Below are 15316 nucleotides of genomic sequence, written 5' to 3'. Positions count from 1 at the left end.
CATACTCCGCAAAAGCTAATATTTTGCTTTTGCGGAGTGTGCTACCGCCTGGCGCTTAAAGCAAATTCTTTGTGTTAAGGTCCGATACAGCGTTTTCAGGATCGAGGCAATTGCTGGCTGGCAGGCTTCGACGCGAGACAGGAAAAGTGTGATGACAGCTCCGACTTTACGTCCCGGCGGCCGCAGTGCCCGGGTGCAGGAATCCATACACAAGGCCGTGCGCGAACTGCTCGAAGAGCAGGATCGGGCCAGCGTGACCGTGCCGCAAATCGCCGCTCGCGCGGGCGTCACGCCCTCGACCATTTATCGGCGCTGGGGTGATCTGTCGGCGCTGCTGGCGGATGTAGTCCTCGCCCGCATGCAACCGGAAACCGAGTCGGCCAATACCGGCAGCCTGCGCGGCGACGTGTGTGCCTGGGCGGAACAGTACCTCGACGAAATGAGCTCCGCCCCCGGCCGCCACATGCTGCGCGACGTGCAATCAAGCCTCAAGCCGAGCTATTGCGCGACAATCATTGGCGGACAGTTACAGGCGATTCTGGATCGCTATCCGGATCAGCCCCGCCCCAGCGTCGACCGCCTGATCAACCTGGTGGCTGCGCCCATCGTGTTTCGCATTCTGTTCTCCGAGGCACCGTTGCAAGTCGAGGAACTGCATCAGCTGATCGAAATTGCGTTGAGTCAGTAAGGCCACCATCGCGAGCCAGCTCGCGATGCGGCCGGCACAAACCGCAAAAAACCAGCTGCCCGCCCCGCTGCGACACCCCGCCACGCCACGACCTTGGTCGACACTGACTAACCGGGGCGGTCGTGCGAGACTGTCTGTCCGGGCGGGAGGCCCGGGTGTCTTTGGTTGCCGGGAGTTCCCATGTCGCTGTCCAGCGGGCTGATTGCCGCCGTCGCCCTGGCCTATATGGCCATCATGTTCACCATCGCCTTTTACGGTGACCGACGCAGTGCGCCGCTGCCGCCGCGGGTGCGTGCCTGGGTGTACAGCCTTTCGCTCGCGGTCTATTGCACCAGCTGGACCTTCTTTGGCGCGGTGGGCCAGGCCGCGGAACAGCTTTGGTCATTCGTGCCGATCTACCTGGGGCCGATCCTGCTGCTGGTCGGTGCACCGTGGGTGCTGCAAAAAATGGTGATGATCAGCAAGCAGGAGAACATCACCTCCATCGCCGACTTCATCGCCGCCCGCTACGGCAAATCCCAATCGCTGGCGGTGGTGGTCGCTTTGATCTGCCTGGTCGGCGTATTGCCCTACATCGCCCTGCAGCTCAAGGGCATCGTGCTCGGGGTGAACCTGCTGATCGGTGCCGGCGCCGACGCCATGGGCGTACGTGCGCAGGATACCGCATTGATCGTGTCGCTGGTGCTGGCGCTGTTCACCATCGTTTTCGGCACTCGCAACCTCGATGCCACGGAGCACCACCGCGGGATGGTGCTGGCCATTGCGTTCGAATCGCTGGTGAAGCTGTTCGCCTTTCTGGCAGTCGGTGCGTATGTGACCTACGGCCTCTATGACGGTTTCGACGACCTGTTTAACCAGGCCATGCTCGCCCCGCGACTCGAGGAATACTGGAAGGAAACGGTCAACTGGCCATCGATGGTGGTACAGACCGGTGTGGCGATGATGGCGATCATCTGCCTGCCACGGCAGTTCCATGTGACAGTGGTGGAAAACATCGATCCGCAGGACTTGCGCCTGGCCAAATGGGTCTTCCCGGCCTACCTGGCGTTGGCGGCGATGTTCGTCGTGCCCATCGCGCTGGCGGGTCAGATGCTGCTCCCGAGTTCGGTGCTGCCGGACTCCTTCGTCATCAGCCTACCACTGGCCCAGGCGCATCCGGCCTTGGCCCTGCTGGCGTTTATCGGCGGCGCATCGGCGGCGACCGGCATGGTGATCGTGGCCAGCGTGGCGTTGTCGACCATGGTCTCCAACGACATGCTGTTGCCATGGTTGCTACGCCGCAATAACGCCGAGCGCCCGTTCGAAGTATTTCGCCAGTGGATGCTCTCGGTACGTCGGGTGAGCATCGTGGTCATTTTGCTGCTGGCCTACGTCAGCTATCGCTTGCTGGGCTCGACCGCAAGCCTGGCGACCATCGGCCAGATCGCCTTTGCGGCGGTGACCCAACTGGCTCCGGCCATGCTTGGCGCGCTGTACTGGAAACAGGCCAATCGCCGTGGCGTGTTCGCCGGCCTCGCCGCCGGTACGTTCCTGTGGTTCTACACCCTGATCCTGCCGATTACCGCCCTTAGCCTGGGCTGGTCGCTGAGCAGCTTCCCCGGCCTGGCGTGGCTGCACAGTAACCCGCTGCATCTGCCGATCACACCGCTGACCCAGGGTGTGGTGCTGTCCCTCGCCGGCAACTTCACCCTGTTCGCCTGGGTCTCGGTACTGTCTCGCACGCGGGTTTCGGAACATTGGCAGGCCGGTCGCTTCATCGGCCAGGAAATCAGTGCCCGCCCCAGCGCACGCTCGATGCTGGCGGTACAGATCGACGACTTGCTGCAATTGGCGGCACGCTTTGTAGGCGAGGAACGTGCGCGCCAGAGTTTCATCCGCTTTGCCTACCGCCAGGGCAAAGGCTTCAACCCGAACCAGAACGCCGACGGCGAATGGATCGCCCACACTGAACGCTTGCTGGCCGGCGTGCTCGGCGCCTCTTCAACGCGTGCGGTAGTAAAAGCCGCCATCGAAGGTCGGGAGATGCAACTGGAGGACGTCGTGCGCATCGCTGACGAAGCCTCGGAGGTACTGCAATTCAATCGCGCGCTGCTACAGGGGGCGATCGAGAACATCACCCAGGGCATCAGCGTGGTCGACCAGTCGCTGAAACTGGTGGCCTGGAACCGGCGCTACCTGGAACTGTTCGACTACCCGGATGGCCTGATCAGCGTCGGCCGACCGATTGCCGACATCATTCGCCACAACGCCGAGCGCGGCCTGTGCGGTCCCGGTGAAGCCGAAGTGCACGTCGCCCGCCGCCTACACTGGATGCGCCAGGGCCGTGCACATACCTCCGAGCGTTTGTTTCCCAATGGCCGGGTAATCGAGCTGATCGGCAATCCGATGCCGGGCGGCGGTTTCGTCATGAGCTTCACCGACATCACCGCGTTCCGCGAAGCCGAACAGGCATTGACCGAAGCCAATGAAGGCCTGGAACAACGGGTCACCGAACGTACCCACGAGCTGTCTCAGCTCAACATTGCCCTGACTGAAGCCAAGGGCACCGCCGAGGCCGCCAACCAGTCGAAAACCCGTTTCCTGGCGGCCGTCAGCCATGACTTGATGCAACCCTTGAATGCCGCGCGACTCTTCTCCGCCGCCCTGTCCCATCAGGACGAGGGACTGTCCGGAGAGGCACAGAAACTGGTCCAGCACCTGGACAGCTCGCTACGTTCAGCCGAAGACCTGATCAGCGACTTGCTGGATATTTCCCGCCTCGAAAACGGCAAGATCAATCCCCATCCCAAGCCGTTCGCGCTTAGCGAGTTGTTCGACACGCTCGGGGCCGAGTTCAAGGCATTGGCGCGTGAACAGGGACTGGAATTTCGTGTGAGGAGCAGCACGCTGCGCATCGACAGCGATATCAAGTTGTTGCGTCGGATCCTGCAAAACTTCCTGACCAACGCTTTCCGCTATGCCAAAGGCCCGGTGCTGCTGGGTGTTCGCCGGCAAAAGGGCGAGTTGTGCCTGGAGGTCTGGGACCGTGGCCCCGGTATTCCGGAAGATAAGCAGCAAGTGATTTTCGAAGAGTTCAAACGTCTCGACAGCCATCAGACCCGTGCCGAGAAAGGCCTGGGGCTGGGCCTGGCGATTGCCGACGGTTTGTGCCGCGTACTCGGGCATTCCTTGCGCGTTCGCTCGTGGCCGGGGCGCGGCAGCGTGTTCAGCGTCAGCGTCCCGCTGGCCAGGGCGCAAACCGCACAGCCGGTCAAGGCTGCCGAACTCAATGGCAAATTACTCAGTGGTGCGCAGGTGCTGTGCATCGACAACGAGGACAGCATCCTGATCGGCATGAACAGCTTGCTGACTCGCTGGGGTTGCCAGGTCTGGACTGCACGCAATCGCGATGAGTGCGTGGCATTGTTCGATGAGGGGGTGCGGCCGCAATTGGCGTTGGTGGACTTCCATCTCGACCACGGCGAAACCGGCACGGAGCTGATGGCCTGGCTGCGCACCCGCTTGGGTGAGCCGGTGCCGGGCGTGGTGATCAGCGCCGACGCACGCCCCGAGACCATGGCACAGGTGCACGCAGCCGGACTGGATTACCTGGCCAAACCGGTGAAACCGGCGGCGTTGCGGGCGTTGTTGAGTCGGTATTTGCCGTTGTAGTGCCTGGCTGCCGCGGTGGTGCGACTACCGCCATCGCGAGCAGACTCGCTCCCACATTCGCCGCATTCCCCTGTGAGAGCAAGCCTGTTCGCGATGCGGTTTCGCTACTCCGGCAACTCGACCAGCCCGTCCACATCCGTCATCGCACGCTCAAGCAAATCGGCTGGCAGGCTTTTGCTTGCCCTCGCCCCCAGCAACTTGAGTTGTTCACTGCGACTGACCAGGTTGCCACGGCCCTCTGTCAGCTTGTTGCGCGCCGAACTGTAGGCCTTGTCCAGCTGCTGCAGGCGATTGCCGACCTCATCCAGATCCTGAATAAACAGCACGAATTTGTCGTACAGCCACCCGGCCCGCTCGGCGATCTCCCGCGCATTCTGACTTTGGCGTTCCTGTTTCCACAGGCTGTCGATGACACGCAGCGTCGCCAGCAACGTGGTCGGGCTGACGATCACGATGTTGCGGTCGAACGCCTCCTGGAACAGCGTCGGTTCAGCCTGCAGCGCGGCGGAAAATGCGGCTTCGATCGGCACGAACAACAAGACGAAATCCAGGCTGTGCAGGCCGTCCAGACGCTTGTAATCTTTGCCCGCCAAGCCCTTGACGTGGTTGCGCAGGGACAGCACATGCTGCTTGATGGCGATCTGGCCGATGGCTTCGTCTTCTGCGGCCACGTACTGCTGATACGCCGTGAGACTGACTTTGGAGTCGACCACCACCTGCTTGTCGCCCGGCAGGTAAATGATCACATCCGGTTGAAACCGCTCGCCATCCGGCCCTTTGAGATTGACCTGGGTCTGATATTCGCGCCCCTTCTCCAGACCGGCATGCTCAAGCACTCGCTCAAGAATCAGTTCGCCCCAGTTACCCTGGGTTTTCTGCCCTTTCAAGGCACGGGTCAGGTTGGTGGCTTCATCGCTCAGGCGCAGATTGAGTTGTTGCAGGCGCTCCAGCTCCTTGGCCAGCGAGAAACGCTCCCGGGCCTCAGCCTGGTAACTTTCCTCCACGCGTTTTTCAAAGGACTGGATGCGCTCCTTCAGCGGGTCGAGCAACTGGCCGAGGCGCTGCTGACTGGTTTCGGCAAAACGCTGCTCACGCTCATCGAAGATCCTCCCCGCCAACTCGGCGAACTGCGCTCGCAGCTCGTCGCGCGAGCCTTGCAAGTCATCAAGGCGCTGCTGATGGCTTTCCTGTTGTTCGCGCAACTCCGCGCTGAGAGCGGCGGCCTGGGCGTCCAGGCGACGCAGTTCGGCGTCCTTGCCGGCACGCTCGATATTCCAGGCGTGGGCGGCGTCGCGCGCATCGTCCCGTTCGATCTGCAGCAGTTCGACTTCGCGGCGCACGGCGGCAAGGTCGGCTTGCCGGGCGGAATTGGCCTGGCTTAAATCGGCGATTTCATCGCGACAGGCTTCAAGCTGGGCAGTCAATCCATCTTGAGCCAGATGCGCCGTGGCCAGGCGCTCTTCGAGCAACGCCACCTGCGCCTGCGCATTGCTTGCCCGGCGTTGCAGTTGCCAGGCCAACACCAGTAGCGGCAGTGCAGCACCCGCCAGACCGAGCAATGCGCTGGTCACGTCCATAGCCATAGCCATTCCTGCCATTGAAATAAAGCTTGAAGGTTAACCAAGCCGTCAGGTCTTGGACAGCTCAGTCTTCGATCAGGCCCAGTTCCTTTTGCGCGCGCAGATCGCCTGCACGCGCGGCCTGGCGCAGAAGGTCATGGCCAATCCGCCGATCCCGGGCGTTGCCACATTCCCGGCACATCAGTTGGCCGAGTCGGCTTTGCGCAGCCACGACCCCATCACGGGCCGGTTGCTTGAGCAAACGCCCGGCGATGTGTTTCACATTCGGGTTTGCGCCCAGGTGCGGACTATCCAGAAGCCACTCGGCCACACGCATCGAAAAGCGCTTGGGCGGGACAACAGCGGAAGGTTTGGCAGGGCTGGAAAGAAATTGTGAACGAAACTTCATAAAGCACTGTGGGGCATTTCGGAAGGCGCGCCACTCTACTCTTTTTTTCTTACAGGTAAAGTCAAAAAAAACGCTGCACGCCCGTCCTAGAGCAAGCGCTAGGGACAATCCACAGAAGCTGTGGATAACTCAGTGGACAACCGCCCCTGAACTCTCGCAAAGCCCTGTGGAATGGGGCCTGCAGTCAAACTGACGATTTTTTCACCAGTAAAAAAAAGCGATGTTTTTCATTGACTTAAATTTTGGTTACAGGCACCCACTGCGGTTGAAGGCTGGATGACAGTGGGGTGACAGACTGCGCAACTTATGTGCACAAGTACCTTCTCGAGGGTTATATCGATGCGCTTTTTCGGCGCATTTTGGCAACACGCTTGGGGATAAACTGTGACAAACCCATGACCAAAGCGGGTTCTGACTGGTTGGATCTCCACCGCCACTGGTCGGATGAAGGGCTATTTCAGGGCGTATCGGGAAAGCAGCAGTTGCGATCAACCGCCCTGGGGCGATGGAATTGAATGCTGCGTCAGTGATCTTTTTTGCTATCACACTTCCCTTCTCCAATTCAATCGGTTAGTATCCGCGGCGTTAGTACCAAGCTGAAAGTCAATTCTGGTCGAACAAATCCCCCCGGACAGCCTTCCCAAACGAAGCCTCCACCGAACAAGCGGGATCGACCACCTCGATGGTTTCCAGGTAAATCTTGCGCCAACACAGCCTTTGAATCGAAAGCAAAGGGTGTTGCCAGGCTCACTTACTCTGACCGAACCAACCTGCAAATTGATCAGGATCTTCACCCCGGGCCCAGAACCTTTGCCCTCGATGTGTTGCCTGCCCTCCTAAGTACCTACCTGCCAGCCCAAGCGCGCCAACTTTATCAGCGCTTCAAACTGGCTGCTTTGTTCCAGTCAGGTTCTTCGTTCGACCAATGGTGGTCGTCGTCACTGGAACGTTTTAATTTTGCACGGTTCTTATCCGTGTCGCTTGTAGGAACACCAATGACTATGTCTACTCAAATCCATACCCAGGATGCCATCCGCACCCTAACCAACGCTTTTGCACCAATGAACTGCCTGATCATGGCTGCTCGCAAAGGCTGTTTCAGCTTCACGCTGGTCAACGAACACGGCATCGCTCGTCACAGCGAACGCCTGTACCCCGATCAATACTCCAGCGCCGAACCGCTGCAGGCCGTGATCGAGCGTACCCGTCAGGCACTGGTTGCCTGATACGCCAGCAAGGCTGTAACACCAAGAGCCCCGCCTAGAAAGCGGGGCTTTTTGTTGCCCGGAATTTCACAATCCAGGCGTGCCGACTAAGCACTAACCGGTATAACGGTTATAACTCGACGCCGGAAATATTTTAAAAACAGACCTTTACGTCGTGAATATGACACTACACTTCAACTCAAGCGGCTTGTTCCGCTTCCGGCGAGCCTGAGTCGATCCACTGCTGCCAAGGCCCATTCAGGTATCGCCGCCCCATTGAGTGTTTCGAGGGTTTTATGGGTATCGCTGCCAGCGAACTGTGCCGCTATGTGATCCGTCCGACACTCCTCTATCTTGGACGCCACAGCGCAACTGCCGAATCCCTGCTGGTGGGCATCGCCGCCAGCCAGTCAGCCCTCGGCACCGCCCTTCACGACCGCCGAGGCCATGGTCTCTACCGGATCGCCGAACCACGCCATCAGGCGCTCTGGGACCACTACCTCGCACTCGACCCCGAACGCGCCAGCCTGGTACGCGGCCTGGCCAGTCAACATGCTTTCCTCAGCGGTCCGCACCTCGAATTGACCGTTAACCTGCGTTACGCCACCGCCATTGCCTGGCTGCTGGTCGAAGAACAAAACACTCCCCTGCCCGAAGCGGACGACCTGCTGGGAATGGCGCGAATCTGGCGTCAGACCTTCCAGCCCCAGGGACGCCTGCGAGACTTCACCCACGCCTGGCAAACCTGTGTTTCACCGCTGAATCAGGTAGCCTGCTGATCACCTCTGGATCCAAAGTTCGCACATCGAGCTGCGAATCTGGTCGGATTGTCCTACAAAACCGCTCTAAATCAAGCGATACAGCCTATAGCGCCGGGACGAAAATGTTGGTAATTTTCGCCCCGGTGATCACCAGGAGTTCTAATAATGAAAAAAGTAATGCTCAAAACCACCATTAGCCTCGCCGTTGCCATGGCATCCACCCAGATCTTCGCAAGTGGCTTTGCCCTCAACGAACAAAGCATCAGCGGGATGGGGACTGGTTTTGCCGGGCGATCTTCTTCTGCCGATGATGCAAGCACAGTTTTTGGTAACCCTGCCGGTATGGCCCGCCTCAAAGGCCAGCAAATCACTGGCGGTATCGCATCGATCGACGCCTCGACCGACATCAGCGATACCGGTGGCCGTTCAAGCGGAACCAACAAAGGCGATATGGTTCCGTTCACCACAGTACCGATGGGTTTCTACACAAACAAAATCAACGATGAATGGGCTTTTGGCCTTGGTGTCTACGCTCCGTTCGGGCTGATCACCAACTACGAAAACGGCTTTCAGGGCCGCGCTTTCGGCAGCAAGAGCGAAGTCAAGGTCGTCACTCTGCAGCCAACCGTCAGCTACGCGTTCAACGATAAAGTGTCGATCGGTTTTGGCCCTACCATCAACCGGATTTCCGGCACCCTGGAATCGGACATTGCCATCCCCAGGACGACTGGCGACAACAATGTGGAGATCAAGGGCGACGATACGGCCCTGGGCTTCAACGCCGGCATCCTGGTGCAAGCCACCGATACCACTCGCGTGGGCCTGACCTATCACTCGAAAGTGAACTACAAGCTCGACGGCCACACCGATGTGACTGCCAGCGCTGGCGTGCCACCTCAGGTACTCCGATCCAACCGTTACGATGCCTCGCTGAAGATCGAAACACCTGAGTCCTACGACCTTTCCGTGACTCAGGACATGAATGATGCCTGGAAGCTCTATGCCGGTGCGACCTGGACTCGCTGGAGCCGCCTGAAAGACATCACCGTCAACAACGACGGCGTAACCGCACAAAGCGGTGGTGCCCTCGCTCCACAAATCCTTGGCACCATCACGGAAGAACAAAACTGGCATGATACCTGGGCCTACGCCGTGGGTACTTCCTACCAGTTGAACAAGCAGTGGGTACTGCGTACCGGTCTCACTTTTGACCAGTCGCCTACCAACAACACTGATCGTTCGCCACGCATTCCTACCGGCGACCGGACTATCTTCAGCATCGGTGCAGGCTTTAGCCCAACCGACGACTGGACCATCGATGTGGCCTACTCCTACCTCAAGGAAGAGTCTGTCACTGTCAATCGCGCTAACGCCTTGGGTCAGTCCTACAACGCCAAGTATGAAAACAGTGCAAACGGTTTCGGTGTCGGCGCTACCTACCGCTTCTGATGATTCACGGCGAGCCTGAATCCCTCGCCACCTGAATCAAAAAAGCCCCGCACTCTTGCACAGAGGCGGGGCTTTTTATTGGGCATCGATCAGGGTGTTGAAGCTAGAGGCGGTGAAGCCAGCGCCTTCTCCACTGCCGCGATGAAGTCCGGATCATCAGGCTTGGTCAGACTGGAGAAACTGGCGATCACCTTGCCCTGGCGATTGACCACGTATTTGTAGAAATTCCACTTCGGTGCGCTGGACTGCTCGGCGAGCACCCGGAACAGGTGTGTCGCATCGTCGCCACGCACCTTCTGCGGTTCGGTCATGGTGAAGGTCACGCCGTAGTTCACGTAGCAGACCTTGGCGGTTTCCGCGCCATCTTTGGACTCCTGCTTGAAGTCATTGGACGGCACACCGATCACCTCCAACCCCTGATCCTTGAAACGCTGGTTGAGCGCTTCAAGGCTTTTGAACTGCGGGGCGAAGCCACAGAAACTGGCGGTATTGACCACCACCAAGGGTTTGCCGGCGAATCGCTGGCACAGGTCGATGGACTCCTTAGCCCGTAGTCTGGGCAGCGAACCTTCCAACAACGTCGGGCATTGCGCCGCTTGAGCCAACCCGGTAAACGCGACCAATAATGCAGGTACTGCCAGCCAGCGCATCAACATGTCAGGGCTTCCTTGTAAGTCGTCAGACTTCGAAGTTACTCGCCCGCGCATCCCGCTAGCAAGCGCCCATCCCCAATTGCATCAGGGCCAGGCCGCCCTGATGCCAGCCCCACCATGCCAGGGCAAGCAGCAAGGCACAGACAGTAAGAACAGTGATTCGCGGCCAGAGATGGTTCATGTTGCACTCATTTGCGGTTGCAGGCGCGCCACCGGTGTTTCACGCACAGGCCAGTTCAAGGCGGCGGCCATCAGGCTTAACAGAATCGCTACCTGCCAGATCAAGTCGTAGCTCCCGGTCCGGTCGTACACCACCCCGCCCAACCAGCCACCGAGGAACGAACCGAGCTGGTGAAACAGGAAAACTATCCCACCCAGCATGGACAGATTTCGTACACCGAACAAGGTCGCTACCGTGCCATTGGTCAACGGCACCGTCGACAGCCACAGGAAACCCATGGCCATACCGAACAGATAGGCGGTAGTCGTTGTTACCGGCGCCCACAGGAACAGCGCGATCACCACCGCGCGCAACAGGTAAAGTCCCGTGAGCAAACGTGGCTTGGACATGCGCCCGCCGAGCCAGCCTGCGGTGTACGTGCCGAAGATATTGAACAAGCCGATCAGCGCCAGCACCGTGGTACCGACCGTCGCCGGCAGGTGTTGATCCACCAGGTAGGCCGGCAGGTGGACGCCAATGAAGACCACCTGAAAACCGCAGACAAAAAAACCGAACGCCAGCAGCCAGAAACCCGAATGGGAACAGGCTTCGCGCAGTGCCTCGGACAAGGTCTGCTCATGACCCAGCACTGGCAAGGGCTTGTCCTTGAGCATGCTTACCAGCGGCACGATCAAGGCCACCAGACAGCCCAGGGCCAGCAGCGCCGCGGACCAGCCGAGCCAGCCGATCAACCCCAGCGTACCGGGCAACATGGCGAACTGGCCGAATGAACCGGCGGCGCTGGCAATGCCCATGCCCATGCTGCGTTTCTCCGGCGGTACCACGCGCCCGACCACGCCGAGGATCACCGAAAACGAAGTACCGGACAGCCCGATACCGATCAACAGGCCAGCGCTCAAGGACAGGGTGACTGCCGAATCCGACAAGCCCATGCACACCAGGCCAAGGGCGTACAGAACGCCACCGATCAGCACCACTTTCGCCGCGCCGAAACGGTCAGCCAGCGCCCCGGTAAAGGGTTGCGCCAGCCCCCAGATGAGATTCTGCAGGGCGATGGCGAAGGCAAAGACTTCCCGCCCCCAACCAAATTCCGCACTCATCGGCGCCAGAAACAGGCCAAAGCCGTGTCGCACGCCAAGAGACAATGCAAGGATCAGCGCACTCCCCAATAACACCCAACCACAGGTACGCCACATCGATGTCATTCTTATTCTCCAATCGCGGGTATATACCCACTTAAGGTCGGAAAAACCGGCATCAAGCCAGTTCGTCCAGCAGCTTCAACAAGGTTTCACGCTTCTCGGCGCCCAGGCGATCGATCAATCGCTGTTGCGCCGCTTCCCAGGCCGGCAAGGCCGCTTGCAAACGCTCGGCCCCGGCATCCGTCAGCCGGACGATGCGATTGCGCATGTCTTCGCCCTCGACCAGCATCACCAGGCCCTCGCCTTCCAGAACCCGCAAATTACGCCCCAGGGTGCTGCGGTCCAGCCCCATGGCCTCGGCCAGGGTGGAAATACTCGGTTGATCCAGGCGTTGCAGATTGCACAGCAAAGAATACTGCGCAACGTTGATCCCGAAACCGTCGAGAGCGCCGTCGTAATGCCTGCTGACGCCACGGGCGGCGCGACGCAGGTTGATGCATAAGCATTGGGATTCGAGCATGGTGCGTGTATATACCCGTGGTTAAATGAAAGCAATTTTTTTGTTACAGGCAACTCACAGAGCAAGCCCGCTCGCGAGTGCGTTACATCAAGGCCAGCCCGACCAGCATCGCAACTTCCAGTAATTCCAGCAACGCCCCGGCCGTATCGCCCGTCGTCCCGCCCAACCGTCGCAGCATCACCTGTCGCAGCCAGACAAACAGCACCACAGCCAGCATCACCGTAAAAAAACCACTCAGGCCAGCAATCAGCACGCAAACCAACCCACCGACCGCCAACACCTGCTTGCCCGCCGAGCGCGGCAGATGATCAGCCAGCGCCTGGCCCAAACCACCGGCTCGAACATAAGGCGTGGTCAGGAACAACCCCAGCAACGCGCTGCGCCCGAGCAACGGCACGATGATCAGCGCCATGGCCTGCTGCTGTTCGATCAAGGCCAGCAGCGCGGCAAATTTCAGCAGTAGCACCAATACCAGGGTGACCACCGCAATCGGGCCGCTGCGCGGGTCTTTCATGATGGTCAACGTGCGTTCTCGGTCGCCGAAGCCACCCAGCCACGCATCGGCGCTATCGGCGAGCCCATCCAGGTGCAATGCGCCGCTGAGCAGCACCCAGACCGTCAGCAGGAGTGCCGCGTGCAGCAGCAGCGGTGTGCCGAGCATGAGCCAGTTGAGCACCCATAGAATCCCGCCGAATAACAAGCCCACCAGCGGATAAAACAGCAGCGACCGCCCCAGCTCCTGCGGTGCCGGCATGCCCGGCAGACGAATCGGCAGGCTGCTGAGAAACTGCAAGGCGATCCAGAACGGCAGCATGGTCAGTGCACTTCCCTTAGCAATCCGCCGGATTCGACCGACAGCGAGAACAGTGCGCCATGACCGACTTCAACGTTGAGCAACTGCTCCCGCGGCAAGCCGCGCGCCTGCGCCAGCAGCAAACGCATGACGCCGCCATGGCTGACGAGCAATACCCGCTCGCCCGCGTAGGTGGCATGCAAACGCGCTACCGCCGCCAGCACCCGCGCGGCGAACGCCGCCACCGGCTCACCTTGCGGTGGTGTGAATGCGTAGGGATCGGCCCAGAACAAACCCAGGGAATCGGCATCGGTTTCCATCAGCGCCGCAGCGCTCTGCCCCTCCCAGGCGCCGAAATGCAGTTCTTGCAGGTCTGCCTGCAACTCGACCGGCAAGCCCAATCGCCCTGCCAGTTCTTCAGCGAACCGCGCACAACGCTGCAGGGGCGAACTGACCAGACGATCCCAAGGCCCTTGCGCCAATACCGCCTCGCGCATTTGCTGCCAGCCTTTTTCGGTCAGCGCATCGTCGAGGCTGCCGCGCAGGCCGCCACCGAGTTCGGTTTCGCCATGGCGCAGCAAATCCAGACGCAACGTCATGCCGGACGATCCGCCACCGCCGCCTCGGCGAACGTCGCCATCTGCCCGTGCAGGTCGCAGGCCAGGCGCAGCAATGGCACGGCCAGCGCAGCACCACTGCCCTCACCCAGACGCAGGCCGAGGTCGAGCAAGGGGTCGGCGCTCAAGGTTTCCAGGACATGGCGATGTCCCGGCTCGGCGCCGCGATGGCCGAACAGCAGCCACTGTCGGCACTCGGGATTCAAGCGCACCGCGACCAGCGCCGCGACGCTGCAAATGAAACCGTCCACCAGCACCGCAATGCCTTCCTGGGCGCAGGCCAGGTAAGCGCCCACCAAGGCCGCGATTTCAAAACCGCCAAGGTTCAACAGGGTCTGCAACGCATCGCCACGCTGAGCGCCGTGCAGGGCCAATGCGCGCTCGATCACCTGAGCTTTATGGCTGACGCCTGCCGCATTCAACCCGGTGCCCGGCCCGGTCAGATGCACCACCGGACACTCCAGCAATGCGCACGCCAGGGCACTGGCCGCCGTGGTGTTGCCGATGCCCATCTCACCACCGATGAACAGCTGGGCGCCTGACGCGAGTGCGCGCTGCACGCTGTCGCGACCGGCCTGGAGAGCTCGCTCACCTTGAGCCTGGGTCATCGCCGGACCCTGCACAAAATTCGCCGTCCCCGGACCGATGTTCAGATGACGCACACCCGACAGGTTCAATGCCGGCGTCACCGTGCCCAGGTCCACCACTTCGAGGGAAGCCCCCAACTGCCGCGCCAGCACGCTGATCGCTGCACCGCCGGTGACGAAGTTATGCAGCATCTGCCCGGTAACCTCCTGGGGAAATGCCGATACGCCTTCAGCCACCACACCATGGTCACCGGCAAAAATCGCGATCCACAGCTGATCCAGGCTTGGCTTGATCTGCCCTTGCAATCCCGCCAATTGCACCGCCACCGCTTCGAGCTGACCGAGAGAGCCGGCCGGCTTGGTCAGTTGTTGTTGACGGGCCTGCGCCTGCTCGACCACGTCGACGTCGATCGGTTTGCACGGGTTCAGCCACCAGGATTGGGTCATAACGCAGTTCCTTTCAAAGTCAGGGGCAGGCCGGCGACGGTCAGGATGACTCGCTGACAACGCTCGGCCAGAGCTTGATGCAGCCAACCGGCTTCATCGACATAGCGGCGAGTCAATTCGCCCAGCGGCACGACACCCATTCCGGTCTCGTTGCTGACAAAAATGATTTCACCCGGCAACGACGCCAGGCACTCCAGCAGGGCATCGCGCTCGGCGCCCAGGCGTTGCGCATCGTCGAGCATCAGCAGATTGGTCAGCCACAGCGTCAGGCAATCCACCAACAGGCAGCGATCGGCACTGGCGGTTTTCTGCAGGACACGAGCGAGCTCCAGCGGCTCTTCGATCAAGGCCCATTCGACCGGACGACGGGCGCGGTGATGGGCGACCCGGTCGCTCATTTCACCGTCCAGCGGTTGGCTGGTGGCTATGTAGGTCACTTGCAGCTGACTGTCCAATGCGAGTTTTTCGGCCAGACGACTCTTGCCGGAGCGGGCGCCGCCGAGGATCAGTTGGAGCATATTCTTAACCTTTCATTTGGCGGTGTAGCGACAGGCCTCATCGCGGGCAAGCCCGCTCCCACAGGTTCTGTGTGCAGACCGAAAATCGGTAGACAGCCCCGATCCTTGTGGGAGCGGGCTTGGCCGCGATGGGGCC

The 15316-nt window shown here is 60.4% G+C and carries 15 protein-coding genes; 5 read left to right on the top strand and 10 right to left on the bottom strand.

Annotated elements, in window-relative coordinates; genetic code table 11:
* Window positions 1-151: 151 nt before the first annotated feature.
* Both F7R06_RS08735 and F7R06_RS08730 read left to right on the top strand, forming a co-directional pair.
* Window positions 152-688 (top strand): TetR/AcrR family transcriptional regulator, encoded by a 537-nt coding sequence (locus tag F7R06_RS08735; RefSeq protein ID WP_090324115.1) that lies wholly within the window; start codon window positions 152-154, stop codon window positions 686-688.
* Window positions 689-868: 180 nt separating this feature from the next.
* On the top strand, window positions 869-4339 hold the full coding sequence (locus F7R06_RS08730; RefSeq protein ID WP_090324116.1) for a hybrid sensor histidine kinase/response regulator: 3471 nt from the start codon (window positions 869-871) through the stop codon (window positions 4337-4339).
* Window positions 4340-4443: 104 nt separating this feature from the next.
* On the opposite strand, the gene F7R06_RS08725 is transcribed toward F7R06_RS08730, so the two are convergent.
* The gene (locus F7R06_RS08725) at window positions 4444-5808 is read right to left on the bottom strand and encodes a DNA recombination protein RmuC (RefSeq protein ID WP_162842393.1); all 1365 of its coding nucleotides are present in this window, start codon (window positions 5806-5808) and stop codon (window positions 4444-4446) included.
* A gap of 175 nt (window positions 5809-5983) precedes the next feature.
* Entirely contained in the window at window positions 5984-6307 is a 324-nt protein-coding gene (locus F7R06_RS08720) for an SEL1-like repeat protein (protein WP_090324119.1), read from the bottom strand.
* Between the two features lie 1001 nt (window positions 6308-7308).
* Here F7R06_RS08720 and F7R06_RS08710 point away from each other — a divergent pair.
* The 3 genes from F7R06_RS08710 to F7R06_RS08700 all read left to right on the top strand — a co-directional run bounded on the left by F7R06_RS08710 (window position 7309) and on the right by F7R06_RS08700 (window position 9722).
* Window positions 7309-7533, top strand: coding sequence for a hypothetical protein (locus F7R06_RS08710; RefSeq protein WP_007898912.1), 225 nt, complete (start codon window positions 7309-7311; stop codon window positions 7531-7533).
* A 275-nt stretch (window positions 7534-7808) separates the two neighbouring features.
* Window positions 7809-8291 (top strand): hypothetical protein, encoded by a 483-nt coding sequence (locus F7R06_RS08705; RefSeq protein WP_090324121.1) that lies wholly within the window; start codon window positions 7809-7811, stop codon window positions 8289-8291.
* 147 nt (window positions 8292-8438) lie between these two features.
* A complete protein-coding gene (locus F7R06_RS08700; protein WP_090324123.1) occupies window positions 8439-9722 on the top strand; it encodes an OmpP1/FadL family transporter in 1284 nt (427 codons plus the stop codon).
* An 89-nt stretch (window positions 9723-9811) separates the two neighbouring features.
* On the opposite strand, the gene F7R06_RS08695 is transcribed toward F7R06_RS08700, so the two are convergent.
* From F7R06_RS08695 to cobU, 8 genes are all read right to left on the bottom strand, one after another.
* Complete coding sequence (locus tag F7R06_RS08695) at window positions 9812-10378, bottom strand: glutathione peroxidase (protein WP_090324124.1); 567 nt, start codon at window positions 10376-10378, stop codon at window positions 9812-9814.
* A 55-nt stretch (window positions 10379-10433) separates the two neighbouring features.
* Complete coding sequence (locus F7R06_RS31235; protein ID WP_281198493.1) at window positions 10434-10556, bottom strand: hypothetical protein; 123 nt, start codon at window positions 10554-10556, stop codon at window positions 10434-10436.
* Window positions 10553-11761, bottom strand: a complete 1209-nt coding sequence (locus tag F7R06_RS08690; RefSeq protein ID WP_090324126.1) for an MFS transporter — start codon at window positions 11759-11761, stop codon at window positions 10553-10555. The genes F7R06_RS31235 and F7R06_RS08690 overlap by 4 nt, the downstream gene beginning before the upstream one ends.
* 52 nt (window positions 11762-11813) lie before the next feature.
* Window positions 11814-12218 carry a MarR family winged helix-turn-helix transcriptional regulator gene (locus tag F7R06_RS08685; protein WP_090324127.1) on the bottom strand — a complete coding sequence of 135 codons (405 nt, stop codon included), beginning with the start codon at window positions 12216-12218 and terminating at the stop codon, window positions 11814-11816.
* An 82-nt stretch (window positions 12219-12300) separates the two neighbouring features.
* Window positions 12301-13032 (bottom strand): adenosylcobinamide-GDP ribazoletransferase, encoded by a 732-nt coding sequence (locus F7R06_RS08680; protein WP_090324128.1) that lies wholly within the window; start codon window positions 13030-13032, stop codon window positions 12301-12303.
* Between the two features lie 2 nt (window positions 13033-13034).
* Window positions 13035-13610, bottom strand: a complete 576-nt coding sequence (gene cobC / locus F7R06_RS08675) for an alpha-ribazole phosphatase family protein (RefSeq protein ID WP_090324130.1) — start codon at window positions 13608-13610, stop codon at window positions 13035-13037.
* Complete coding sequence (gene cobT / locus F7R06_RS08670; protein ID WP_090324131.1) at window positions 13607-14662, bottom strand: nicotinate-nucleotide--dimethylbenzimidazole phosphoribosyltransferase; 1056 nt, start codon at window positions 14660-14662, stop codon at window positions 13607-13609. The genes cobC and cobT overlap by 4 nt, the downstream gene beginning before the upstream one ends.
* The gene (gene cobU / locus F7R06_RS08665; protein ID WP_090324133.1) at window positions 14659-15180 is read right to left on the bottom strand and encodes a bifunctional adenosylcobinamide kinase/adenosylcobinamide-phosphate guanylyltransferase; all 522 of its coding nucleotides are present in this window, start codon (window positions 15178-15180) and stop codon (window positions 14659-14661) included. Before cobU ends, cobT begins: the two co-directional genes overlap by 4 nt.
* Between the last annotated feature and the right edge of the window lie 136 nt (window positions 15181-15316).

The sequence above is a fragment of the Pseudomonas moorei genome, from assembly GCF_008801475.1.
Taxonomy (GTDB): Bacteria; Pseudomonadota; Gammaproteobacteria; order Pseudomonadales; family Pseudomonadaceae; genus Aquipseudomonas; species Aquipseudomonas moorei.
Note: the sequence above shows the minus strand (reverse complement) of the source record. Positions and strands in the feature narration are given on the sequence as shown.